The organism is Candidatus Alistipes pullistercoris (assembly GCF_027665465.1).
In the GTDB taxonomy this organism is placed as follows: Bacteria; Bacteroidota; Bacteroidia; order Bacteroidales; family Rikenellaceae; genus Alistipes_A; species Alistipes_A hominis.
This window is the reverse complement of record NZ_JAQDED010000005.1, coordinates 152,050-177,632: the sequence shown is the minus strand read 5'-3', so window position 1 is coordinate 177,632 and position 25,583 is coordinate 152,050. Positions and strand designations below refer to the sequence as shown.

The following is a 25,583-nucleotide window of genomic DNA, read 5'->3' as shown; positions in this document are numbered from 1 at the left end:
GCAAAAGATTATATTTAAACGAAAAGCAAAAGATTTCCTCAAACAGAAGAATAAATAAAAATTGAATTTGATTACCAAAATCGATAATCGTCAAACCGTGCAATTGATTCTCCAATAAAAGAAATGCCCTCCAAACGAAAATAGGAGGGCATTTCAGTATTCTCTTATAAACTATTTTCGAATCACAATTTCATCGTGTCGAGCTCCTTGATGTTTTCGGCGATCTGCTCGTCGGTCAGCGTGTAGTTCATCAGGTCGCCGGCGATGTATTTGTCGTACGACGCCATGTCGATCAGACCGTGTCCGGACAGGTTGAACAGGATCACCTTCTGTTCGCCGCTCTCCTTGCATTTGTTAGCTTCGTCGACGGCCGCCGCGATCGCATGGCACGATTCGGGAGCGGGGATGATGCCTTCGGTCTGCGCGAACAGGCAGCCCGCCTCGAAGCTGTCCAACTGCGCGATATCGACCGCTTCCATCATCTTGTCTTTCAGCAGTTGCGACACGATCACGCCCGCTCCGTGGTAGCGCAGTCCGCCGGCATGGATGTTGGCCGGGGCGAAATTATGTCCGAGCGTGAACATCGGCAGCAGCGGCGTGTAGCCTGCCTCGTCGCCAAAATCGTAGCGGAACACGCCGCGCGTCAGTTTCGGACACGAGTTCGGTTCGGCGGCGATGAAACGCGTCTTTTTGCCCGACAGGATGTTGTGCCGCATGAACGGGAACGAAATGCCGCCGAAATTCGATCCGCCGCCGAAACAGCCGATCACGATGTCGGGATATTCGCCGGCCATCGCCATCTGTTTCTCGGCTTCGAGGCCGATAATCGTCTGGTGCAGCGTCACGTGGCTCAATACCGAGCCGAGCGTATATTTGCAGTTCGGCGTGCTCATCGCCAGTTCGATCGCCTCGGAAATAGCCGTCCCGAGCGAACCCTGGTAGTTCGGATGGTCGGTCAGGATCTTGCGGCCCGCCTTGGTCGACATCGACGGCGAAGCGGTCACCTGCGCGCCGAACGTCTGCATGATCGAACGGCGGTAAGGCTTCTGTTCGTAACTGATTTTGACCATGTAGACAGCCAATTCGAGACCGAACGCCTTGGCCGCGTACGACAGCGCGGCGCCCCACTGGCCCGCGCCGGTTTCGGTCGTGATGTTGGTAATCCCCTCCTGTTTGCAGAAATAAGCCTGCGCGATGGCCGAATTCAGCTTGTGCGACCCTACCGGGCTGACACTTTCGTTCTTAAAATAGATATGCGCCGGAGTGCCCAACGCCTTTTCCAGCTCGTAAGCCCGTACCAGCGGCGTACAACGGTAGTTCTTGTACTGCTCCCGGACCGCCTCCGGAATGTCGATCCACGCGTCGGTCTGGTTCATCTCCTGATCGGCCAGCGCTTTGGCGAAGATCGGATAGAGATCCGAAGCGCGCAGCGGCTCGCGGGTCTGCGGATTGAGCGGCGGCATCGGCTTGTTCGGCATGTCGGCCGCGATATTGTACCATTGGGTCGGAATTTCGCTTTCCGGAAGGATAAATCGTTTCGTTCTCGTGCTCATATCTTTTATGTTTTGAATGTTTGTCGTACCGAAAAAACAAGGGCTGTCGTGAGTTCGACAGCCCTATGCATTATGTTGCGGATCCTTTCCTCGCACGGTGAAGCCTCTCACGATCGTTTCAGATGCGAGCGCCACCAAAATTTATCGTTCACCGGAAGATCCATGAATATCATCGTTTACCGACCGCAAATGTAACGAAAAAAACGGAAACCCCGCAAAATCAGGCAAAATATTTTTAACTTTGAACGACCGTTTCGCCCGGATTTTCTGTGAACAAAATTCTATTTCCAACATAAATCGGTGAAAAACAAAAAATTATGAAAGTAAGGAATTTGATCTTGCTGTCGGTTGCGTTATTTTCGGCCGCTTTCGCGCAGGCCGCGACCGTGGATACGCTGTCGGTCTGGAGCGCGTCGATGAACAAAGGAGTCGAAGTAGTGGTAGTCGTACCCGACGGCGCCCGGACGAAAACGGGGCCGGCCTACCCGGTGCTCTACCTGCTGCACGGTTACAGCGGCTATGCCGCCAATTGGCTGCAGGTGAAACCCGAACTGGTGCAGTTGGCCGAACGCGACAGCGTGATCGTCGTATGCCCGGACGGCAAGAACAGCTGGTACTGGGACAGCCCCGTCGATCCGTCGATGCGTTACGAAACCTTCGTATCGCAGGAATTGCTCCGCGACATAGACGCCCGTTACCATACGCGCGCCGATCGCAGCGGACGGGCCATCACCGGTCTGAGCATGGGCGGGCACGGCGCCATGTGGCTTTCGCTGCGCCATAAAGACCGCTTCGGGGCCGCCGGATCGACCAGCGGGGGATTGGACATCCGCCCGTTCCCGGACAACTGGGAGATGAAAAAAGCGCTGGGCGAAAAGGCCGACAATCCGAAGCGCTGGGACGACTACGCGGCGATCAACCAGATCGACAGCATCGCCAACGGCGACCTGGCGTTGATCATCGACTGCGGTTACGGCGACTTTTTCGCCGAAGTAAACCGCAACTTCCACGACAAGCTGATGGAGCGCGGGATCGACCACGACTACATCGTGCGGCCGGGCGTGCACGACGGCCTCTACTGGAACAACTCGATCGACTACCAGTGGCTCTTCTTCAAAAAATTCTTCGACCGGGGACGCTAATCCGCCGCCCGTCCGGAATACGATAAAACCGGCTCCCCGTCTTCCGGCCGGGGAGAAAACAAAAACATTCCCCTGTCCGCGCAGACGAAAACCGCACGGGCAGGGGGATATTTATTTCGGAAGAAAAATCGTCAATCGCCCAACCGTTCCAGATACTTCGCCTCGTCCAGGCGGCCCGCGACGGCATCCGCGATAATCTCCCGGCAAAGGTCGGACAGCGCGACGGCGTCGGCCGTGAATTCGTCGTCTAAGGACAGCGTCCAGACTTCGTTGTCGACCACGCAGCGGAAAGTCGCCCAATACCCTACGGAGGGGCCTTCCGCCTTGCTGTCGAAACGGTCGATCCAGTTCACGAACTTATTATACAACGCCTCCGCGAACCGGTCGCCGATGCGAAACGTTCGGGTCTCGACCCGATAGCGTTTCGGGGCCTCCTTCCGACGTTTTGCGTACATAGCCATGTTGTGCTTTCCATACCGACGAACCGTACTGTCGGCGATCGAATCCAGTCCTTTTAACGACATCAAGAGCAGAGGGAACTCCTCTTCTAACTTGTTATTCACCTCTTTGAAATTGGGAATACTTTTGACCTCCAGCAAGTAATGCCGCCCCGACGAATCCTTCACGATCCGAAAGCCCAAAGGCTCTTCGGGGCCGTACTTGGATTCCCATCTGAAAAAATATTCCACGGGCGCGTTGAAATCTTCGAAAAAAAGGTTTTCGATATCGGTTTTTCCGTCCAGATTGGAAAGCGGTTTGATCGAGCCGTCCGGCTGGACATTCTCCAGCCGGCATTTGACAAAGTTGTTTTCAATTCTCTTCGAAAACTGGACGGGATAATCCCGGGCCGAAACAGTCTGCAATAGTAATATTGCAAAAAAAACCGTTATTATTCTATTCATAAAACCGTATGATTGTTCAACGATAAACCTTCTTCCGACCCCGAAAAAGTTGCAACGTTTCGCTTCGGATCACTGAAATATAAGCCAAAATATTTCATATTCAAAAGATTTTACAAACTATCTTCAATTTGTCCCCCGAAAAGAACGAATGCGCTACGAAGTACGGCCTTTACTGTCCCGGAGGAAAACCAACCTCTGTTATTTTCAGTCATATTATTTACAATCAAGCAAATACTAATTAAAGTCGTAAATTTTCAGACGCCGTTTTCTTTTTTAAAAATAATTCCTACCTTTGACATATTAAAGTCGTGCCCGTGCACGGAGATTTGTTTTTAACCCCAAAAATCATAAAAGCCTGATGAAAAAACTGTTTATAGCGCTCGGAATGCTCTGTTTCTGCGCGACCGTATCCGCCCAGGGCGACTGGGAATCCCTGTTCAACGGAAAGAACCTCAAAGGATGGAAAAAGCTGAACGGCGCGGCCGAATACCGTATCGAAGACGGCGCGATCGTCGGCGTCAGCCGGGTCAATACGCCCAATACGTTCCTTTGCACCGATAAGACATACGGAGATTTCATCCTCGAACTCAGCTTCAAGGTGGACGAAGGGCTGAACTCCGGCGTGCAGTTCCGCAGCAACTCGAAACCCGATTACCGCAACGGACAGGTGCACGGCTACCAGTACGAAATCGACCCTTCGGCGCGGGCATGGAGCGGCGGCATCTACGACGAAGGACGCCGCGGATGGCTCTACCCGATGACAAAAAACCCGTGCGCGCAAAAAGCGTTCAAACCGGGCGAGTGGAACAAACTGCGCATCGAGGCGATCGGCGACCGCATCCGCACGTGGCTGAACGGCATTCCGACGGCCGACATCCTCGACAACGCCGACGCTGCAGGTTTCATCGCCTTGCAGGTGCACGGTATCGGCGATAACGCCGCAATGGAAGGCAAAACCGTCCGCTGGAAAAACATCCGCATCTGCACGACCGATCTCGAAACCGAAAAGATGCCCGAAATCTGCTGTCTGCCGCAGATCAACTGCATCCCGAACACGATCTCCGAGCGCGAAGCGGCCCAGGGATGGACGCTGCTCTGGGACGGTAAAACCACCGACGGATGGCGCGGCGCGAAACGCGCCGACTTCCCTCCTTCGGGCTGGGAAATCCGCAACGACATGCTGTGCGTGCAGAAATCCGACGGCCGCGAATCGGCTAACGGCGGCGATATCGTCACGACGCGCAAATACAAAGACTTCGAACTGGTCGCAGACTTCGAGATCACCGAAGGGGCCAACAGCGGCATCAAATATTTCGTCGATCCGGATATGAACAAAGGCGAAGGCTCGGCCATCGGCTGCGAATTCCAAATCCTCGACGACCAGCGCCACCCGGACGCCAAACTCGGCGTAAAGGGAAATCGCAAGCTCGGTTCGCTGTACGACCTGATCCCTGCGCCGGACAACAAGCCGTTCCGTCCCGGACAGTTCAACACGGCGCGAATCGTCGTGAAGGGCAACCACGTAGAACACTGGCTCAACGACGTGAAACTGATCGAATACGATCGCAACAACCAGGAGTGGAATGCGCTGGTAGCATACAGCAAATACCGCGACTGGCCGAACTTCGGCAATTCCGAAAGCGGATATATCCTGTTGCAGGATCACGGCGACGAAGTACACTTCAAGAACATCAAGATCCGCGAGTTGAAATAACCGCAACCCGCCCTGCCCCGCTGCCTGAAAACTTCAAAACCATGAAAACACGGATCCTCTGTATAGCAGGACTGCTCGTCTTCGGATGCGGCGGCCTTCGGGCCAAAAAGCCGCAATCGCTAGACGCACGAATCGGAGTATGTTCCGACGTTCGCAACGCGCAGCGGCTCAAAGCCGCCGGAGCCGACTGCCTCGAGGCCGGCGTCTCCGCTTTCCTGGTTCCGGACAAGCCGGAAGAGGCATTCGACAAAAACCTCGCCCTGCTGCGGGAATCCGGCTCGGAGATCGTTAGCTGCAACGGTTTCCTGCCGGCTTCGATGATCGTGGTAGGCCCTTCGACCGACCACGAAAAGATCCTGAAATGGGCCGAAACGACTTTTCGCAGAGCCGAACGGGCCGGTATCCGGTACATCGTTTTCGGCAGCGGAAAATCGCGCAAAGTGCCCGACGGATTCTCGCGCGAAACGGCCGAAGAACAATTCGTGCGACTATGCAAACGGCTCGGCCCGGTCGCCGCGCGCTACCGCGTGACGGTCGTAATCGAACCGCTGAACAGCCGCGAAACGAACCTGATCAATTCGGTGTCGGAAGGCGCCTCGATCGTCGAACGCGTGAATCACAAAAACATCCGGCTGCTGTGCGACCTATTTCACATGACGGCCGACGGAGAGCCGCCGCAGGCCATCGTCGACGCAGGAAAGCATATCCGGCACTGCCACATCGCCGAAGCCGCCGAACGGACGGCCCCCGGCACCGACGGGGACGATTTTCGTCCCTACCTGCGCGCGCTGAAAAAAATCGGCTACAAAGGCTGCGTATCGATCGAATGCATGTGGAAAGATTTCGGAGCGCAACTGCCGACGGCTGTCGCGGAGCTCCGCAAACAAATGAACGACTTATAACTGAAACAACTAACCTAAAACGATCATGAACGAAAAAATATCCAGGCGGGAATTTCTGAAGAAAGCGGGTCTCGTATCGGCCGGAGCCGTAATGGGCAATTTCATTCTCAGTCCGAAAAGCTATGCGCGCGTCAAAGGCGCCAACGACCGCGTCAACGTGGCGGTGGTCGGTTTCTCCGACCGGTTCCGCAGTTCGCTGTTGCCCGGTTTTACGGATCACCGCGAGGAACTGAACTTCGACATGATCGGCGTGTCGGACATCTGGAGCCTGCGCCGCGATGAAGGCGTGCAGGTCGTGGGAGAGAAAATCGGGCACAAGGTCAAAGGATACCGCAACAACGAAGAGATGTACAAGGACAAGGACATCGACGCGGTAATCATCTCCACGCCGGACTTCGCGCACGCCACGCACACCGTCGAGGCGGCCGAACACGGCAAGCATATCTACGTCGAAAAACCGTTCGCCGAAACGATGGAGGACAACCGCCGCGCGAGAGCCGCCGTCGAAAAGGCGGGCGTCGTATTCCAGGTCGGTTCGCAACGTCGCAGCGCGCCGAATTACCACGCGGCGAACGACTACATCCGCTCGGGCCAATTCGGCGACATCGTGATGTGCGAAATGACGTGGAACGTCAACCAGCCGGGCCGCTGGCGCCGTCCGTCGCTCGTTCCGAAGTGCAGGGAAGAAGACCTCGACTGGATTCGCTTCCTGTGCAACCGCCCGTTCGAAGCGTTCGACCCGCGCAAATACCTCGAATATCGGTTGTTCTGGCCCTATTCGTCGGGAATCCCCGGCCAGTGGATGGCGCACCAGATCGACACGGTGCACTGGTTCTCCGGACTGAAACACCCGCGCAGCGTAACGGCCAACGGCGGCATCTACCTGTGGCACGACGGCCGCACGAACTTCGACACGATGACCGCCGTGATGGACTACGGTCCGGCCGACGACCCGCAGAAAGGATTCCTCGTACAATACACCTCGCGTTTTACGAACAGCGCCGGCAGCGTCAAGGAGATCTACTACTCGAACGGCGGCGAACTGAACCTCGACACCAACAAGATCACCCCGAACGGCGGTCTGACCGAAGGGGAAGCCAAAGCGATGGGTATGCATGCGAATCAGCTCGCGCCGCTCGATCTGAAATCGACGATGAAAGTGGCCACGGCCGGAGTAACCGGCGTAGACCCGATGACCTCGGTTCACGTCCGCAACTGGATGGAGTGCATCCGTAGCGGCGAAAAAACGAACGCTCCGGTCGAAGCGGCCTACGACCATTCGTCGGCCTGCATCATGGTCAATGCCGCGCTGCGCACCAAACAATACGTCACGTTCGACGAAGAGCACCAGGAAGTGCTGGCAGGCGGCAAAGTTTTTAAATTTTAATAAAAAAAGTACATTTGTAATCGGGGCCGATACAATAGGCCCCCCCTGCAATCCGAAGAAACCATGAACAACGAGAAAATAAACCGCCGGGACTTCCTGAAAGAGCTCGGATTCGTCGCGGGCACCACAGCCCTGCTCTCCTCTTTCCCGTGGCTGTCGGGAATGGCCGAGGACAAGCGGAAAGCCACGACGGGACACAAAGCCCGGATCGCGGTGATCGGCACCGGCGACCGGGGACGCTACCTGCTCAATTTCCTGGTAATGAACCCGAAGGCCGAAGTCGTATGGCTGTGCGACAATTACGAGCCGTGGCTCGAACTGGGCCGTCAGATCGCGCCGAGCGCGAAAACCTGCGCGGATTACCGGCAGGTGATCGACGACCCGAACGTAGACGGCGTAGTAATCGCCACCCCATTGCATACGCACCTCGAAATCGCCGGCGCCGCGATGGAAGCGGGCAAGCACGTTTTCTGCGAAAAATCAATGGCCCGGACGCTGCCGGACACGCTGACGATGTACCAGACCCATAAACGGACGGGGCACGTCTTTTTCGTCGACCAACAGCGGCTTTTCGACCCGGTCTACCTGAAGGCGATCGAAATGATCCGTTCGGGAATGTTCGGCGAAATACAGGGGATCAAAACGTTCTGGAACCGCAACGGCGACTGGCGCAGGCCCGTCCCGTCGCCCGAACTGGAGCGTAAAATCAACTGGCGGCACTACAAGGAATACTCCGGCGGCCTGATGACCGAGTTGGGCTGCCACCAGATCCAAATGGGAACGTGGATCTGGCGCGAGCTGCCCGAACGGATCTACGGACAGGGGGGAATCACCTACTGGAAAGACGGCCGCGAAGTGGAGGACAATGTCGGCGTGATGTATACGTACAAAAACGGCAAGCGGATGTCCTTCGACTCGATCATATCAAACCAGTTCTACGGGCTCGAAGAGCAGATTATGGGCAACCTGGGAACCCTCGAACCCGAAGTCGGCAAATACTATTTCGAAAAGACGCCGCCGATGCCCGGATTCTTGCAGATGATCAACAACATCGAGAAGGATATTTTCAGTTCCGTCTCTTTCGCCGGCCCGAGCTGGGACCCCGAGATCGCCCGCAAGAACCACGGCGAATACATCATCGGCAAGAAACGCGACTTCCTGGACGGCACCGGCTTCACGGTCGATGCGTTCGTCGAAGCCGCGATCACCGGAGAACAACCGCCGATGATCGCCGAGGAGGGCTACTACGCGACCGTGCTGTCGCTGCTCGGGCTGCAAGCCATCGAAGAAAAACGGGAAATTCTGTTCCCGGAAGAGTACCGCATCGACTATCTGTAACCGCAAAAGCGACGAACTATGAAAGATATCGTAATCAAGGGGCGGCAAATCCGCCGGGAAATAATCGTATGGATCTGCTGCGTAGCCGCGCTGACGGCATGGAACGCTTATGCCATCGTCCAGTACGGAACCAGTTGGAGCGAACTTCTGTCGTTGTGGTACGTAATCTTGCCGTTGTCCGTGCTGCTTTACGCCGTGCTGATCCCGATCCGCTGGGCAGGCAGGCTCGTCCTGCGACTCGTGTGCGGGAAAGGCGGCTGCCGCAAACGTAACGAAAAAGCGAAAGCGTAACGGATGGGAGATGCGGTCAGCCATACGTTCCGGCAAATGCAGAACGGAACGGGTCTGTTCTACGGATGGTTCGAAGCGATGCACAGCCGGTTCGACCTGTTGACGGTCGGCCCGACTGAAAATGAAGCTGCAGCATTGTGCCACGACATCGCCGCGGAGATCCGGAGGATCGAGAACCGCCTGAACCGGTTCGACGAAGCGAGCGACGTGTGGCAGATCAATCAGAACACGTTCTATGACAAATGCCCGGCCGATCCGGAGTTGCTCGGGATTTTCGCCGATGCGCTGCGTTACCGCGAAATGACCGGCGGGGCGTTCGATATTGCGATCCAAACGCCGGAATACTTGCCGGGGGAGTCTTGTTTCGCGGTCGACCCCGCCTGCGAAGCGGTCGTCAAACTGCGTCCGGACGCAATTTTCGATTTCGGGGGATACGGCAAGGGATACGCGTTGCAACAGGCTCTCGGCATGTTGAAAAACGCCGGAATCACGACCGCGTTGGTCAATTTCGGCAATAGTTCGGTCTGCGGGATCGGCTGCCACCCGTCCGGCGACAGTTGGCAGGTCGGCGTAGAGAACCCGTTACGGCGCGGCGAGAACATGACCTTCTTCGGACTGAACGACCTCTGCCTCTCCTCGTCGGGCAACCTGCCGTCGAACCGCGGACATATCCGTTCGCCGCGAACCGGAAAACCGGTCACCGACAACCGGATCGTCTCGGTAGCGGCTCCGTCCGCCCTCGACAGCGAGGTGCTCTCCACCGCGTTGTTCGTCGCCGATGCCGCACAGCGGCAGACCGTCCTGCGGCATTTCGCGCTCGCGCGCGTCGCCGAGATGGATTTCACGACCGCCGGTCACACGACCCGCGAAGCGGTCTGAATTCGCCGTTCCATAATTCACACGAATTCGCGCAAGTCCCGACGGCATCGTTCCACCGGGACTTTATTTTGCTATCGAATTGAGAATCCGCCGTTTTTTCTGAAAGATCAGAAGGTTTGATCCGAAAAAAGTATGATATTTGTATAGAAACGCTATGCGGCCGCAAGGCTTCGCAAATTCAAAACTCACGAAAACTATGGAAAAAACGGATATCGGACTGATCGGCCTGGCCGTAATGGGTGAAAACCTCGCGCTGAACATGGAAAGCAAAGGATTCAGCGTGTCGGTCTACAACCGGACGGCGCCGGGCGAAAAAGGCGTCGTCGACCGTTTCGTCGCAGGACGCGGCAACGGGAAACGGTTCACGGGCACGCACTCGATTCGCGAGTTGGTCGGATCGGTCAGGCGTCCGCGCCGGATCATGATGATGGTGCGGGCCGGGGAAGCGGTCGACGAACTGATCGCGCAATTGACGCCGCTGATGGAACCGGGAGACGTAATTATCGACGGAGGCAACTCCGCCTTTCAGGATACGGCCCGGCGCGTGAAAGAGGTCGAAAACCGGGGACTGTATTTCGTCGGAGCGGGGATCTCCGGCGGGGAGGAAGGGGCCCTGCACGGCCCGTCGATCATGCCGGGAGGTACGCCGGAAGCATGGCCGCTGGTCAAAGACGTATTGCAGGGCATCGCCGCGAAGCTGGACGACGGCACCCCGTGCTGCGAATGGATCGGCAGCGGCGGAGCCGGGCACTTCGTCAAAACGGTGCATAACGGCATCGAGTACGGCGATATGCAGCTAATCGCGGAGGCTTACGCACTGCTGAAAAACAGCTTGCAGCTCGATCCCGAAACGATGCACCGCGTATTCGCCGAATGGAACCGAGGCGAACTGAACAGCTTTCTGATCGAAATCACCGCCCGGATCGTCCATTTTAAAGACCCGAAAGGAGGCTATCTGATCGACCGCATACTCGACGTGGCGGGACAGAAAGGCACCGGCAAGTGGAGCGTCGTCACGGCTGTCGACGAAAACGACCCGCTCACGCTGATTACCGAAGCGGTCTACGCGCGGCTGATCTCGTCGATGAAAGAAGCGCGGATCACGGCGAGCGGGCTCTATCCGGACGCGCGTACCGACCTCAACGCGATGACCGGCCGCGAACCGGACGACGAGAAAGCCGTCCAGGCGGAAGCGATACGCGACGCGCTGTATGCCGCCAAGCTGATCTCTTATGCGCAGGGATTCTCGCTGATGCAACGCGCTTCGGCCCATTACCGGTGGGATCTCGACTGCGGCACGATCGCCCGGATCTGGCGCAAGGGATGCATCATCCGTTCGGCGTTCCTCGAAAAGATCACCGAAGCCTACGACCGAAACCCGCTGCTCGAAAACCTGCTTTTCGACGACTTTTTCCGCGACAAAATCACCGCCGCGCTGCCCGCATGGCGCAGCGTCGTCGCAGCGGGGGCTCTCGGCGGAACGGCGCTGCCGTGCATGGGCTCGGCGCTCAGCTATTTCGACGGCCTGCGGACGGCCGACTCGCCGGCCAGCCTGATCCAGGCGCAGCGCGACTACTTCGGCGCGCACACCTTCGAACGCACCGACGCGCCGCGCGGGGAGTTTTTCCACAACGACTGGACCGGCCGGGGCGGCAAGACCTCGTCGGGCAGTTACAACGTATAGCACAAGACACTATGAAAAAAGCGGATAACCAACTACTCGTCATCTTCGGGGCATCGGGCGACCTGACCCGGCGCAAGCTGATGCCGTCGCTGTTCGAACTCTACGTGCGGGGGCTGTTGCCGAAACGGTTCGCGATCCTGGGCGCCTCGCGCAGCGAATATACCGACGACACGTTCCGGCAGCAGCAGCGCGAAGGCATCCGCCGGAGCGCCAAAGGCGCGTCGTACGACGACGGACAGATCGACGAATTTCTCCGGATGATTCATTACGTCAGTTTCGAACCGACCGAATACGCCACTTACGGCAACCTGAAAAACCGCATCGGCGAACTGCTGGAAACGCTCGGCTCGCCCGACCGGGTCGTCTATTACCTGGCCACGCCGCCGGTACTGTACGAAACGATCCCGGCCGGACTGAAAGAAGCCGGGCTGAACGTCGCCGCAACGAAAAAAGGATGGCGACGGATCGTTGTCGAAAAGCCGTTCGGCACCGACCTCGAATCGGCGCGCCGGCTCAGCGAACTGCTGCGCGGGGTATTCGAAGAAAACGGAATCTACCGGATCGACCACTATCTCGGCAAAGAGACGGTGCAAAACATCCTGGTGCTGCGTTTCTCGAACGGCATTTTCGAGCCGCTGTGGAACCGCAACTACATCGACTACGTCGAGATCAGCGCGACCGAAACCCTCGGCGTCGAAAACCGGGGCCCGTATTACGAAAGCGCCGGAGCGCTGCGCGACATGATCCAGAACCACCTGCTGCAGTTGATGGCTTTCGTCGCGATGGAGCCGCCGGCCGTTTTCGAACCGGAACCGATCCGCAACGAGATCGTCAAAGTGTTCCGCGCCATCCGCCGTTACACGCCGGCCGAAATCGGGCGCAACGTGCTGCGGGCTCAATACACCGGATGCGAAATCGACGGGCAATACGTCCCGGGATACCGCGAAGAGAAAAACGTCGCTCCGGATTCGACGACCGAGACTTTCGTGGCGATGAAACTCTTTATCGACAACTGGCGCTGGGGCGGCGTACCGTTCCTGTTCCATACCGGCAAACGGCTGTCGAAAAAACAGTCCGAAGTCGTGATCCACTTCAAATCGACGCCGACGCAACTCTTTTCGGGCCAGTGCTCCGGGCGTTCGTGCAACAAGCTCACGCTGCGTATCCAGCCCGACGAGAGCATCTCGCTGAAATTCGGACTGAAAATGCCCGGCGCGGGACTGAGCGTACGGCAGGTCAGCATGGATTTCCGCTACGACTCGCTGTCGTCGGACTACCTGCCCGACGCTTACGAACGGCTGCTGTTGGACGTGATGCTCGGCGACTCGACGCTGTACGCCCGCCGCGACTCGCTCGAAGCGAGCTGGCAGTTCATTGACCCGATCCTGCGGGCCTGGAAGCAAAACCCGCAGCGGGGCCTGCTGACCTATCCGGTGCTGACCGAAGGGCCCGACCCGCAGCAACTGCTCGAAGACGGCAACGACCGGCCGGATGAGAATTGTACCCTGGACGAATCCATTTTTCAGGAATAAACACGCTATGGAAATGCTCTCTTTCGACTGCGTGCACGACGCACTGCAGGCAATGACCGAACAACTGGCCGCAGCGGTCCGGCAAAAAACGGACGGTCCGTTCCACATCGCCCTCTCGGGCGGCGGGACGGCCAAACTGCTGTTCCGGCTCTGGGCGCAGGAATATGTACGGAAAATCGCGTGGTCACGGCTGCGCTTCTATTGGGTCGACGAACGATGCGTCCCGCCGGACGACCCGGAAAGCAATTTCAAATATGCCGACGAACTGCTGTTTCAAAAGATCGGCATCCCCGACAACCACCTGTTCCGGATACGGGGCGAAGAGGATCCCGAACAAGAAGCCCGGCGCTACGCGGCGGCCGTCCGGGCCGAACTGCCGCTACAAGACGGACTGCCGCGCTTCGATGCGGTCGTCCTCGGCATCGGCGACGACGGCCACACCGCTTCGATCTTCCCGCACACGCCCGGATTACTGACCGACCCGGCCTGTTACGCGGTATCGCGGCATCCGGTCACCGGTCAGTGGCGGATCACGATGACCGGCCCGCTGATCCTCAACGGGGCGGAACTGCTGTTTCCGGTCATCGGCCCCGGAAAGGCGGAAATCCTGCAAAAAATAGACGGCCCGCAGGGAGCGGAATATCCCGCGGGGTACATCCTCCGCCGCGCCGAACGGGCGGCGGTCTATACGAACTGTAAAATATAATCCCGCGCGCTCCGCCTTCCGGTCATCGTCGGGTATTTTTGCGTACCTTTGCGGCGACCAAACCGGAAAACGATGGAACAACCGATCATAGCACTGCAAAACGGAGTCGTCCGCGACGAAAGCCGGCGGTTCCGCACGCCCGTCAATTTCACGCTCGAAGCCGGGGAACATATCGCCGTCATGGGGCTCAACGGCAGCGGCAAAACGATCCTAATCGAAACGCTGTTGGGCAACCTTTACCTCGCGGAAGGCAAGTTGAACTACGATTTCCGCTCGGACGACAACCGTGCGTCGCAGCACATCCGCTACATCACATTCCGCGACGCTTACGGCAGCGCCGACGGAGAATACTATTACCAGCAGCGGTGGAACGCCACCGACCGCGAAAGCGCGCCGCTGGCCTCGGAAATGTTCGACCGCGTGACCTGCGACCCGCTGGAACGCGAACGGATCTTCGATCTGCTCGGCATCCGCGGCATGTTGCAAAAACAGATCATCCTGTTGTCGAGCGGCGAGCTGCGAAAATTCCAGATCGCCAAAATGCTGCTGGCCGCGCCGCGCGTACTGGTCGTCGAAAGCCCGTTCATCGGACTGGACGTCGAGGCGCGCCGAACGCTCGAAGAGCTGTTCGTCACGCTGACCCGACGGTCGGACGTACAAATCGTGCTGTCGGTCTCGTCCCCGGCCGACATCCCGTCGTTCGTCACGCACGTCTGCACGGTGGACGGTATGCGGTGCGGCGCGAAGCAGACCCGCGAAACGTTCCTGCGCGACGAACCGTTCTCGCGACGCCGGGCCGAAATGACCGCCGCTTACGAACGGCAGCCGATCCAACTACCCCCTCCCCTCGCCGAACCGCTGCATTGCGACGAAGTGGTGCGGCTGCGCAACGTTACGATCCGCTACGGCGAACGGACGGTGCTCGACTCGGTAAACTGGACAATCCGGGGCGGCGACAAATGGACGCTGACCGGCGCCAACGGCTCCGGCAAATCGACGCTGCTGAGCCTGATCTGCGCCGACAACCCGCAATCCTACGCCCAGGACATCGTGCTGTTCGGACGGCAACGCGGATCGGGCGAAAGCATCTGGGATATCAAAAAGCACATCGGCTACGTCTCGCCGGAGATGCACCGCTCGTACATCAAGAATATCCCGGCGATCGACATCGTGGCGTCCGGATTTTTCGATTCGATCGGCCTGTACCTGACTCCGAACGACGACCAGCGGGCCGTCTGCGAAGAGTGGCTGAAGACGTTCGAAATGGGCGGACTGCGGGATAAATCGTTCGTGAAACTGTCGTCGGGCGAACAGCGACTGCTGCTGCTGGCGCGCGCCTTCGTCAAAGACCCCGACCTGCTGATCCTCGACGAACCGTTGCACGGACTCGACTGCTACAACAAGGAACGCGCCCGCGCCGTGATCGAGGCTTTCTGCCGCCGGCCGGACAAGACGATGATCTACGTGACGCACTACGAGCGGGAGCTTCCCCGGTGCGTGGACAAAAAAATGGTGCTACAAAAACATGCATAGCGAACCGGAAGTTCCGAACAACGATGAATACGTATAAACTATACCAGGTCGATGCATTCGCCGAAAAGTTATTCACGGGCAACCCGGCGGCCGTCTGCCCGCTGGACAGTTGGATAAGCGACGACCTCTTGCAGAAAATCGCGATGGAAAACAACCTCGCCGAAACGGCCTTTTACGTCGGCCGGGGCGACCGGTACGAAATCAGATGGTTTACGCCGAACACCGAGGTAGACCTGTGCGGCCACGCCACGTTGGCGGCGGCCCACGTCCTGTTCGAATACGAAGATCGGCGAGAAACCCCGATCCGTTTCTACTCGCCCCGGAGCGGGGAATTGCAGGTGAGCAAAAAACCGGACGGCCTGACGCTGGACTTTCCGGCCGACGAACCGCACGAAGTTCCGGTTTCGGACGAACTCCTGAACTGCTTCGATAAAAAACCGGTCGGGACCTATAAAGGAAGAACCGATTACATGCTTGTTTTCGCGAACGAAGCCGATGTCGCCGACATCGAACCGCGATTGGAATCCATCGCAAAATTGAAAGCCCGGGGGGTCATCGTTACGGCAAAAGGCGAAAAGGCAGATTTCGTATCCCGTTTTTTCGCTCCGCAATCGGGAGTCGCCGAAGATCCCGTCACCGGATCGGCGCACACGACCCTCGCCCCGTACTGGGCCGCAAAGTACGGCAAAACCGAACTGTCGGCGATACAACTGTCCGCCCGGAAAGGTTACTTACGGTGCAGAGTCCTCGGCGAAAGGGTCGAAATCAGCGGCCGGGCCGAACTCTATCTCAAAGGCGAAATCTACATCTGACGCTTCCCGGCCCGTTCCCGGCCTCTTTATCCTTCCGGTCATCCTTTGCGGATGATGCCTTTGTTTTTGCGGCCGTCGACGTAAATGTACAGCGGCTCCGTAAAACGGACATGCCGCACCAATTCGCTCTCGTAGACGGCTTGTTCGCCGTCCAACTGAGCCGCGTCGAACGCTCCGTCGCCGAGGAACGGGCTGATGGTCATGTAGCCGACGCCGAACGACGTGAGGTTCTGGAAAAAATGGGTCCCTTGACTCGGTTCGACGCGGAAATTTTCGAGCCCGCACTCGACGATCACTTTCGCTTCCGAAATCGCGGTCCACTTGACCGGAATGCCGAGCCACGGGTCGCTCGACCCCCAGCGTCCGGGACCGATCAGCACGTAGGAACGCTTTTCTGCACGCATCCGGTTGTTCAGCGCGCCGATCTCGTCGGCGATCTGCTGCGTGCGCGCCGAATCGAACGCCTCGTTGCGAATATAAACCACGTCGCATACGTCGCCGATCGCGCCGAGCCCGAGAGCGTGTTCGGCATAGACCAGCGCGCCGTCGGGGGATACCTCCGACCAGTCGAGCGAAACGTTCGACTGCGTATCGACGATCGGGCGTATCTGCAGGAAATTGAACACGCAATCCGTGCCGTACGGCACGTCCATATCGACGGCAAACTCCATTTCGATCGGGCAACGCATCTCTTTTTCGCCCATTTCGAGCAGGTCGCAGACGATCTGCGCCAGCGGGATCGTATCGTATTTCAGGATTCGCGAGAAGGTGACGATCTTGCGCCCGTCTTCGAACGTACTGTCCGTAATGCGTTGATTCTGCATATCCCAGGTCGAAGCGACATGACGCATGTTGCGAAAATGCTTCGCCTTGTTGATCTCGAAACGCTGCAGGTTCACCGCGTCGTCGATCGACGTTTTGAACTCTTCGGGCTTCAAGTTCAACGCATACATCTCGCGCTGCGTCTCGCTCAACGCCAGTTCGGGCGTCGAAAGTTGCAATACGTTTTTCGGATAACGGGGCGAAAAGCGGAGCGTCTGACCGCCGTCGACAACCAGCTTGCCGAGCCCGAACGCGAGGTTCACGATACCGTCCTGCGGCTTCTCGTCGCCGATCGGATAAAAATTCAGCGAACGGGCCACGCCGGAAATCGTCGGAAAGAAATACCCGCTGTCGGCCGTCCCGCACACCTCCTGGATCACGACGGCCATCTTCTCCTCGCTCAGCAGGTTGGCCGTCGCCTGGATATAGGCGCGGCTCGATGCGAAATAGACCGACGCATAAACGCTCTTGATCGCCTTGCCGAGCAGTCGCAGCGTCTGGTCTTCGTTGCTGGTCATCGGAATCATATAAGTCGAATAGATACCGGCAAAAGGCTGGTAGTGCGAGTCCTCCAGTTTCGAACTCGACCGCACGGCCAACGGTTTCGACGAGTGGCGGATGAAGATTCGCAGGTCGTCGACCAGCGACTCGGGCAGCCGCGAGCTGACGAATTCGGAAAGTATCTCGTCGTCGGAGATATCGGAGTTGATCACGTATTGCAGGCCGTTCTCGCGGATGAACTCGTCGAAACAGTCGGTGGCGATCACCAGCGTCCGCGGCAGGTAGATCCGCACGCCCTCGTACTTGTCGTAAAAGCGGTACTTATGCAGCATACTGTTCATAAAGGCCAGTCCGCGCGCCTTACCGCCGAGCGAACCGTTGCCGATCCGGGCGAAACCGATGTAATTGTCGTACGTGTCGGGGTCGAAACGCGCCACCACGCCGTATCCCTGCAGGATGCGGTATTCGCGGATCGCCTGCGCGATGAATTCGCGCATCCGGTCGATCGAGTCGAACGAACCGTTGTGCAGCTTGCGCACCGTCGCCGCCAACGAAAAAAGCCCGCGGGCATACATCCACTTCGACAGCCGGTTGCGTTCGCCGTGATAGAACAGCACCTCCTCGGGAATCTCCATAACCAACTGTTGCAGATCGCGCAGGTCGCGGGCGCGGCCGATCACGGTTCCCGTCTTCAAATCCTTGAACACGAAATCGCCGAACGAAAACTCCTCGCCGATGTAGTCGCTCAGTTCGATCAACAGCGTCTTCGAATACTTCGCGATAAAGCCGACGCCCAGTTCCTCGGCCGTCGCGCGCATACTCTCCTGCGACGATTGCAGCAGGAACGGCATTTGCGGATTATCTTTTTTAATCAGCTTGCAGAGGTCGATTCCCGCATCCAGCTTTTCGCTCGACGCCGGATCGTCCTTGTGAATAACGAAACCGACGTCGGAAATCACCCCCAGCAGGTTGTTCTTGTATTTTTCATACAGTTCGACCGCCTCCGCGTAGTTCGTCGCCAGCAGGATCTTCGGCCGGGCGCGCTTGCGCAGCTTTTGCTGCTGCTCGTTGAGCGCCTCCTTCGCGAATTCGCGGCTCTGCTGCAACACCAGCTTGTAGATCGTCGGCAGGTAGGTCGAATAGTACTTCACCGAGTCTTCGACCAGCAAGATCGACTGCACGCCGACCTGCAGGATGTCGTTGTCGGCGTTCATCCGGTCTTCGATCAGCTTGATGATCGTCAGGATCAGGTCGGGATTGCCGTGCCAATAGAACGTGTAATCGATGGCCGACGTGTCCTCGTTCTCGATCCGCATCCCGATATCGCGCGAAAAATTGGTCAGCAGCACGATCGGAATGTCCGGCTGCTGTTCGCGGATCAGCTTCGACAGGTGGAAAACGTCGATCTCGCCGACATTGAACATACTGATTACCAAATCGAATCCTGGATCGTCGCGCAACAATTCGAGCGCTTCGACCGACGAACTGACGCGCCGGAACGACGGCGGATTGCTCAGGTTCAGATCGATGTACTCGTTGCTGATCTGCACGTCGATCCGGCCGTCCTCCTCAAGCGTGAACGCATCGTAACTGCTTCCGATCAGCAGTACCTTGCGGATGCGCCGCCGCATCAGGTTGCCGTAGTCGATCGTCGTGTCGGCCGTGATCCGGCCGATGGTATCCTGTGTCATAATCTTATCCGAATAGTGCGAAACAAACTTACGCATTTTTTGGAACTTTTTTTACCTTTGCACAAACTATCGAACAACCCTATGGCTAACTATACGCTCGAAGAAGTCACCTCGCGGCGGGCTGCGCGTGAATTTCTCGACCTGCCCAAACGGCTTTACCGCGACGAACCGCACTGGATCTGCCCGTTGGACAGCGACATCGAAAACCGGTTCCGCCCGCAGACCAACGAATTGCTGCACGACGGCGAAGCGATCCGCTGGATCGCACTCGACGAACGGGGCCGCGCGGTCGGACGCATCGCCGCCTTCTACAACCGCGAGTTGGTCAAAGCGTCGGAATACCAGCCGACCGGCGGCTGCGGATTTTTCGAATCGATCGACGACCAACGGGTAGCCGACCTGCTTTTCGACGCGGCGCGCGACTGGCTCGCCGCTCGCGGCCTGGAGGCGATGGACGGCCCGATCAACTTCGGCGACCGCGATTCGTGGTGGGGATTGCTGGTAAAGGGATTCGAATTCACGCCGCTGTACTGCAACCCGTACAACTTCGAATACTACGTCCGCCTGTTCGAGAATTACGGCTTCCAAAACTATTTCAACCAGCACACCTACCTGCGCGAACTGGCCGAAGGCCTGTTTCCGGAAAACGTTTACGAACGGGTCAAACGGCTGAAGGAAGAGCCGCGCTACCGGTTCGAGCACATGGACAAGCGCCGGATCGAAAAATACGCCGACGACTTCCTGGAGGTTTACAACAAAGGATGGGCGGGATTCTCGGGCGTCAAACCGATCGACCGCGAACACGCTTTCGCCCTGCTGAAAAAGATGCGGCCGATCATCGACGAACACCTGATGTATTTCGCCTACTACGACGACCGGCCGATCGGCTTCTTTTTGATGATTCCCGACCTGAACGGCGTGATCGGGCCGCTGAAGGGGCGTTTCGGCCTATTGCAGAAATTCCGCTTCCTGTGGCGGTTGAAGGTGACGAAAAAAGCGACGCGCATCTTCGCCCTCATCTTCGGCGTCGTTCCCGAATTCCAGGGGAAAGGGATCGAATCGGGCATGATCTACACGTTCGAACAGGACGTGGCGAAAAAGATCAAATTCAGGTATAAAAGCCTCGAACTAGCATGGATCGGCGACTTCAACCCGGTGATGATGCGGATGGTCGAGAATTACGTCTGCGCCCAGAAGCACAAAATGCACACGACTTACCGCTACTTGTTCGACCGCACCAAAGAATTCAAACGGGCGCCGCGGATGAACCTGCGCAAACGGGAACCGGCGACGGCGGCCGAATAGCGCCCGGCCCGGCCGGTTTGGAATTCAGCCGGTAAAGCCTTACCTTTGACTTGACCAATTACCGATAACAAAAAATAAACCATGACAAAAGGAATCATACATACCGAGAAGGGGGATATGACCGTCGAGTTTTACGACAACGAAACGCCGATCGCGGTGAACAATTTCTGCAAACTGGCCGAATCGGGCTTTTACGACGGGCTGACGTTCCACCGCGTTATTCCCGATTTCGTGATCCAGGGCGGCTGTCCGCAGGGAACCGGAGCCGGCGGTCCGGGCTATACGATCAAGTGCGAGACATCGGCGGGCAAACAGTATCACGACCGGGGCGTACTGTCGATGGCGCATCGCGGCAAGGACACCGGCGGATCGCAGTTTTTCATCTGCATGAACCGCACGAATACGGCGCACCTGGACGGCGTGCACACCTGTTTCGGCCGCGTGGTCGAAGGGCTCGACGTGATCGACCAGATCCGCCAGGGCGACCTGATTCTGAACATCGAAATCTTTAAAGACCAAGCGTAATGGAATTCGAAGGAACCGTATGGCGGGTACTTCCGCTCGTCAAGGGAACGAGCGCCCGCGGCGAATGGATGAAACAAGAGGTGGTATTCGAACTGCCCGGCGAGTTCAACCGCAAACTGTGCGTCGGGTTCTGGGGCGACAAGGCGCAGGAAGCCGGCACGCTGCAACCGGGCGAATCGGTCGCCGTTTCGGCCAACGTCGAATCGCGCGAATACAACGGCCGCTGGTTTACCGAAGCGCGCGCGTGGAGAATCACCCGCAAAGCGGCCCAGCAACCGCAGCCGCAGGCTCCGGTAGCCGACGGGCTGCCGCCGATGGACGCATTCGCTTCCGACGAACCGGCCTCGACGAGTTCGTCCGCCGAAGTAGACGACCTGCCGTTCTAAATCGGAATTTTACAACTAAAAAACGGTCTGGATTTCAAAAAATCCAGACCGTTTTCATTAGAAACCGGATACCGCTTCATTCACCCAAAATTTCGGCTATTTTCGTTTTCAGACTATCGCGATGAATCCCTCTGGCTATGATTTTTCCGTCGGGGTCAAATAATATACGGAGTCCTGCCCCGGATCCGTAAGATTCCGACGTCAGATTTTTATCATCAAATACCTGCGGCCAGGGTCTTTGTAACTTTTCAAAGGCGGTCAAAGCCATCGACCGCGGTCTTCTCACAACCACTCCCAGTATTTCGAAACGATCTCCCCGGCTATTTTTCCAGATGTCGCGTAAGTCTGCAATATAGGACGTATCAGAATAGCTGTTCCAGAAATCGACCAGTACGTATTTTCCGCAACCGATATAATCCGCCAGCCGAACCGACCCCGAATCGGCTCCTTCTTTTCCGACAGGAAAATCGACGAACGGCATTCCTTCCGCCGTCCGGCGGCAAACATCGACCCGCCGACGCTCCCGCTCCATAAAACGAAAACTGCGGATACGTTTTCCGGCCATAGCGTAAATCGTGTCAAAATCCTCGAACGGACGGAAAGGTTCTCCGGAAATCCAGGCCATCTGATACACACCCATCCAACTCATCCAATCCCGGCATACGAAAGCCCCCAGGGCATTGTCGTTCCGGCTTACAATCGGACCGGCCAATTCTTTCCACTGCGTCTTCCAGTGTGTCCAAAGGCTATCCTTCCGGAATTGCCGGACAGCGGCGTCTTTCGTATTCATCACAATCGTATGGCTATCAAATATTTGTCGACCAAGACACCTCGCTTGCTTAGCATATTCGTACAAAACCGCATTCTTATCCGTCCTGGCACATTGTTCATCCCCGATACCAATTTGTATGTCGGCCGCTTCGAGCACAAAAGCGATCTCATCGTACTCTAAACGAATTATACAGCACGAATCGCCTGTTATCCTTCCTCTGAATTCAAATTTACCGTCGGCGACTACCGTACTGTCGATAATACGCTCACGCGTATCTCCAAGACTTTCCAAATAAATCGTCTTCCCATCATAAGAAGAATCGACCGTTCCGGTCACGGTGTAATTTCCGCGCGAAAAACATGCTGTGCATACAACCGTAACAATTACAAAAAAAAGTTTTTTCGACATACTCCAACGTATAAAACAACACTTTAAAAATAACAAAAAAACAGTAAACAAGCAAATTCGACGATAACCCGGTCGAATGACCATTTTAACCGCACAAAAAAAACACAATCAAATACTTTTTCTTGAAATAAATATTATTTATACTTACTGACATAATTGCCGTCATCATGAAACAGCTATTTATTTTAATTATTATTTGTCTGCCATTCTTCCAAACCCTCGATGCCCAACCTCAACTCCGCGCAGGATCTCAGGATTTGTATCTTTTTTGTTCAAGCGTGACCGATGCGAAGGAAGGGATCCTAAGAGTGGAAAATCCGGATAATGACAATGATCCGTTGTATGAACATCGACCAATTCATTTTATCATGCTTTCCAAAGCGAAAAACATTTACGCTTGTTTCGATCATTACAATTATAATCCGACGCAGTTGAGTAAAATACGTACGGTCGAACCGGCGAAAGACCAAATGGAGATTATGATTACGTCGCGTGGTATGTTGAAATTTATTTATGAACTAAAACCCATTACCTTGGAAGACAAACTGGCCTCGTTCCGCACGAAAGAAGAGGTATGGACATGGATGGATTCGCTCAAGACCACCGGAAAAAGAATCTATATTTTGGACTGGAACGACTCATTTAATCAAAACGGTAACGGGCAGATCAAGCTGATCCAGGTGATGCCGGGTGCGACTAACCGCCCGCTTTACTGACAAACGGCAAATTAACTGAAAATTACCGGCGGAAGGAGTTGCATCTTTCCGCCGGTTTCATTATATTCATTTACAAATAACACATCCCTTAACGATATGAAAACTTTGCTGTTATCCGCCTTGCTTTGCATAGCGACTCTCCAAATGCCCGGCGCCCGGTCTCAACCCCGTCCGGGAATGCAGGACATATACTTTTTCTGTTCGGCCGTAGCCGAAACAAACGACGGAATTCGAAGAGATGAAGATTTTGAAGATGATAACGATCCTCTTTATGTACACCGCCCTATCTTTTTTACGATGTACTCAAAATCGAAAGACATTTACGTTTGCTTCGATCATTATAATTACAATCCGACGGAATTGGCCAAAATTCGTTCGGTGAATCCGGCAAAAGATCAATTGGAAATTATGATTACGTCGCGTGGTATGCTGAAATTTATCTATGAACTAAAACCCATTACCTTGGAAGACAAACTGGCCTCGTTCCGTACGAAAGAAGAGGCATGGACATGGGTGGATTCGGTCAAGGCCACCGGCAAAAGAATTTACATATTGGACTGGAACGACTCTTTTAATCAAAACGGTAACGGACAGATCAAACTGATCCAAGTAATACCAACCGCTACCAATCGGCCCCTTTACTGACAAACGGTAAATTAACTGAAAATTACCGGCGGAAAGAGTTGTACATTTCCGCCGGTTTCATTAAATTTACCTATATGAAACTTCTGTTATTATTCGCACTTATTTGTCCGGCCGCACTGACGGTATTCGGCGCCGAACCCCAACCGCGTGTCAAGGGCGATGCGATCTATTTCTATTGTACTTCACGCACCGATCCCGACGAAGGCGTCGAAAGAAGCGAAAATCCGGCAAACGACAATAATCCGCTTTATGTACATCGACCTATTTTATTTCGGATGGTTTCGAAAGCCAAAGATATTTTTATCCATTTTGCTTTTTACAACTACAATCCGACCGAATTAAGCAAAACCCGCCCGGTAATCCCGGTGAAAGACCAAATGGAAATCGTCACGGGACCCCGAACCATGCTGCGGTTTATCAATACGTTCAACCCGATCACGCTGGAAAACAAATTGGCATCCTTCAAAACGAAAGAAGAATCATGGGCCTGGGTAGACTCGCTCAAAGCAACCGGTAAACAGATTTACCTGATCGATTGGAATGATCCGATAAATGGTAGCGGAGGAACAGAACTCAGACTGATCCAGGTAAGGCCTACCCTTACCAACCGTCCGTCTTACTAACAAATTAAATACTAAATGATAACTATCGGCAGAAAGAATCGCACCTTTCTGCCGATTTTCATTATATTTACAAAAACGAGCCTGTCGAATTATGAAAACATGGTTGCTATTTGTATTCGTTTGCTCAGCGGCATTCACGGCACTCGGTGTCGAACCCCAACCCCGTGTCAAAGGCGATGCGATTTATTTATACTGTTCCGCATCTACACAAAATACTCAGGAAGGCATCGAAAGATATGAGGATCCAAAAGACGATAACGATCCGTTATTCGCACATCGGCCGATAACTTTCGAAATGAGATCGAAACAAAAAAACATTTATATACTTTTCATCCATTGCAGCTTTAATCCGGCGGAACTCAGCAAAACCCGCCCGGTAGACCCCGCGAAAGACCAAATGGAAATCATCATAGGTCCCCGGACTATGCTACGATTTATCAACACGTTCAATCCGATCACTCTGGAAGACAAACTGGCTTCATTTAAAACAAACGAAGAAGCATGGGCTTGGGTAGACTCGCTCAAAGCAACCGGTAAACAGATCTACCTGATCGACTGGAACGATCCAATGAATGGCAACGGAGGAACAGAGCTCAGACTAATCCAGATAATACCCGGAATTACCAACCGCCCGCTTTACTGACAAACGGCAAATTAACTGAAAATTACCGGCGGAAGGAGTTGCATCTTTCCGCCGGTTTCGTTATATTTACCTACGGTGATTCTCACGATTATGAGAACTTTATTATTATTCGCATTTTTCTGCTCTATGACGTTCACGGCACCCGCCGCAGAACCGCAACCTCGTGTTAAA

General features: G+C 55.7%; 23 protein-coding genes. 19 read left to right on the top strand and 4 right to left on the bottom strand.

What is annotated here, in order from left to right:
- Window positions 1-182: 182 nt before the first annotated feature.
- A complete protein-coding gene (locus tag PGR91_RS08960; RefSeq protein ID WP_101572567.1) occupies window positions 183-1,553 on the bottom strand; it encodes a TrpB-like pyridoxal phosphate-dependent enzyme in 1,371 nt (456 codons plus the stop codon).
- 317 nt (window positions 1,554-1,870) lie between these two features.
- Between PGR91_RS08960 and PGR91_RS08955 the strand changes: the two genes are divergently transcribed.
- Window positions 1,871-2,695 carry an alpha/beta hydrolase gene (locus PGR91_RS08955; RefSeq protein WP_101572566.1) on the top strand — a complete coding sequence of 275 codons (825 nt, stop codon included), beginning with the start codon at window positions 1,871-1,873 and terminating at the stop codon, window positions 2,693-2,695.
- A gap of 131 nt (window positions 2,696-2,826) precedes the next feature.
- Here the strand turns inward: PGR91_RS08955 and PGR91_RS08950 are convergent, their stop codons facing one another.
- Window positions 2,827-3,597, bottom strand: coding sequence for a hypothetical protein (locus PGR91_RS08950; RefSeq protein ID WP_147387366.1), 771 nt, complete (start codon window positions 3,595-3,597; stop codon window positions 2,827-2,829).
- Between the two features lie 358 nt (window positions 3,598-3,955).
- Between PGR91_RS08950 and PGR91_RS08945 the strand changes: the two genes are divergently transcribed.
- The 11 genes from PGR91_RS08945 (at window position 3,956) to PGR91_RS08895 (ending at window position 16,375) form a co-directional block, all read left to right on the top strand.
- Window positions 3,956-5,311: a 3-keto-disaccharide hydrolase gene (locus tag PGR91_RS08945; RefSeq protein WP_118655850.1), complete on the top strand. Its 1,356-nt coding sequence runs from the start codon at window positions 3,956-3,958 to the stop codon at window positions 5,309-5,311.
- A 41-nt stretch (window positions 5,312-5,352) separates the two neighbouring features.
- A complete protein-coding gene (locus PGR91_RS08940) occupies window positions 5,353-6,213 on the top strand; it encodes a sugar phosphate isomerase/epimerase family protein (protein WP_118457810.1) in 861 nt (286 codons plus the stop codon).
- 25 nt (window positions 6,214-6,238) lie between these two features.
- Window positions 6,239-7,600, top strand: coding sequence for a Gfo/Idh/MocA family protein (locus tag PGR91_RS08935; RefSeq protein ID WP_118655848.1), 1,362 nt, complete (start codon window positions 6,239-6,241; stop codon window positions 7,598-7,600).
- 63 nt (window positions 7,601-7,663) lie between these two features.
- Window positions 7,664-8,938: a Gfo/Idh/MocA family protein gene (locus PGR91_RS08930; protein ID WP_118457814.1), complete on the top strand. Its 1,275-nt coding sequence runs from the start codon at window positions 7,664-7,666 to the stop codon at window positions 8,936-8,938.
- 18 nt (window positions 8,939-8,956) lie between these two features.
- Window positions 8,957-9,229, top strand: a complete 273-nt coding sequence (locus PGR91_RS08925) for a hypothetical protein (protein WP_055204764.1) — start codon at window positions 8,957-8,959, stop codon at window positions 9,227-9,229.
- Between the two features lie 3 nt (window positions 9,230-9,232).
- The gene (locus tag PGR91_RS08920; protein WP_118655846.1) at window positions 9,233-10,108 is read left to right on the top strand and encodes an FAD:protein FMN transferase; all 876 of its coding nucleotides are present in this window, start codon (window positions 9,233-9,235) and stop codon (window positions 10,106-10,108) included.
- Window positions 10,109-10,304: 196 nt separating this feature from the next.
- A complete protein-coding gene (gene gnd / locus PGR91_RS08915; protein ID WP_101572551.1) occupies window positions 10,305-11,792 on the top strand; it encodes a decarboxylating NADP(+)-dependent phosphogluconate dehydrogenase in 1,488 nt (495 codons plus the stop codon).
- 11 nt (window positions 11,793-11,803) lie between these two features.
- On the top strand, window positions 11,804-13,324 hold the full coding sequence (gene zwf, locus PGR91_RS08910) for a glucose-6-phosphate dehydrogenase (RefSeq protein ID WP_101572549.1): 1,521 nt from the start codon (window positions 11,804-11,806) through the stop codon (window positions 13,322-13,324).
- A 7-nt stretch (window positions 13,325-13,331) separates the two neighbouring features.
- Window positions 13,332-14,030, top strand: coding sequence for a 6-phosphogluconolactonase (gene pgl / locus PGR91_RS08905; RefSeq protein ID WP_055204758.1), 699 nt, complete (start codon window positions 13,332-13,334; stop codon window positions 14,028-14,030).
- A gap of 72 nt (window positions 14,031-14,102) precedes the next feature.
- Window positions 14,103-15,563, top strand: coding sequence for an ATP-binding cassette domain-containing protein (locus PGR91_RS08900; protein ID WP_118457817.1), 1,461 nt, complete (start codon window positions 14,103-14,105; stop codon window positions 15,561-15,563).
- Between the two features lie 23 nt (window positions 15,564-15,586).
- Entirely contained in the window at window positions 15,587-16,375 is a 789-nt protein-coding gene (locus PGR91_RS08895; RefSeq protein ID WP_101572545.1) for a PhzF family phenazine biosynthesis protein, read from the top strand.
- Between the two features lie 38 nt (window positions 16,376-16,413).
- On the opposite strand, the gene PGR91_RS08890 is transcribed toward PGR91_RS08895, so the two are convergent.
- Window positions 16,414-19,389 carry a PEP/pyruvate-binding domain-containing protein gene (locus PGR91_RS08890; protein WP_055205137.1) on the bottom strand — a complete coding sequence of 992 codons (2,976 nt, stop codon included), beginning with the start codon at window positions 19,387-19,389 and terminating at the stop codon, window positions 16,414-16,416.
- A gap of 81 nt (window positions 19,390-19,470) precedes the next feature.
- Between PGR91_RS08890 and PGR91_RS08885 the strand changes: the two genes are divergently transcribed.
- The 3 genes from PGR91_RS08885 to PGR91_RS08875 all read left to right on the top strand — a co-directional run bounded on the left by PGR91_RS08885 (window position 19,471) and on the right by PGR91_RS08875 (window position 21,605).
- Window positions 19,471-20,694: a hypothetical protein gene (locus tag PGR91_RS08885; RefSeq protein WP_055204753.1), complete on the top strand. Its 1,224-nt coding sequence runs from the start codon at window positions 19,471-19,473 to the stop codon at window positions 20,692-20,694.
- A gap of 81 nt (window positions 20,695-20,775) precedes the next feature.
- Window positions 20,776-21,219 (top strand): peptidylprolyl isomerase, encoded by a 444-nt coding sequence (locus tag PGR91_RS08880; RefSeq protein ID WP_055204752.1) that lies wholly within the window; start codon window positions 20,776-20,778, stop codon window positions 21,217-21,219.
- Entirely contained in the window at window positions 21,219-21,605 is a 387-nt protein-coding gene (locus tag PGR91_RS08875; protein ID WP_055204751.1) for a DUF3127 domain-containing protein, read from the top strand. Before PGR91_RS08880 ends, PGR91_RS08875 begins: the two co-directional genes overlap by 1 nt.
- Window positions 21,606-21,681: 76 nt before the next feature.
- On the opposite strand, the gene PGR91_RS08870 is transcribed toward PGR91_RS08875, so the two are convergent.
- On the bottom strand, window positions 21,682-22,785 hold the full coding sequence (locus PGR91_RS08870) for a TlpA disulfide reductase family protein (protein WP_182424209.1): 1,104 nt from the start codon (window positions 22,783-22,785) through the stop codon (window positions 21,682-21,684).
- Window positions 22,786-22,952: 167 nt separating this feature from the next.
- Here PGR91_RS08870 and PGR91_RS08865 point away from each other — a divergent pair, with 167 nt between their 5' ends.
- The 4 genes from PGR91_RS08865 to PGR91_RS08850 all read left to right on the top strand — a co-directional run bounded on the left by PGR91_RS08865 (window position 22,953) and on the right by PGR91_RS08850 (window position 25,412).
- Complete coding sequence (locus PGR91_RS08865) at window positions 22,953-23,501, top strand: hypothetical protein (RefSeq protein ID WP_147386977.1); 549 nt, start codon at window positions 22,953-22,955, stop codon at window positions 23,499-23,501.
- A 96-nt stretch (window positions 23,502-23,597) separates the two neighbouring features.
- Window positions 23,598-24,146, top strand: a complete 549-nt coding sequence (locus PGR91_RS08860; RefSeq protein ID WP_125147188.1) for a hypothetical protein — start codon at window positions 23,598-23,600, stop codon at window positions 24,144-24,146.
- A gap of 74 nt (window positions 24,147-24,220) precedes the next feature.
- Window positions 24,221-24,769 (top strand): hypothetical protein, encoded by a 549-nt coding sequence (locus tag PGR91_RS08855; RefSeq protein ID WP_125147187.1) that lies wholly within the window; start codon window positions 24,221-24,223, stop codon window positions 24,767-24,769.
- Window positions 24,770-24,860: 91 nt separating this feature from the next.
- Window positions 24,861-25,412, top strand: coding sequence for a hypothetical protein (locus PGR91_RS08850; RefSeq protein ID WP_118655838.1), 552 nt, complete (start codon window positions 24,861-24,863; stop codon window positions 25,410-25,412).
- Window positions 25,413-25,583: the final 171 nt, after the last annotated feature.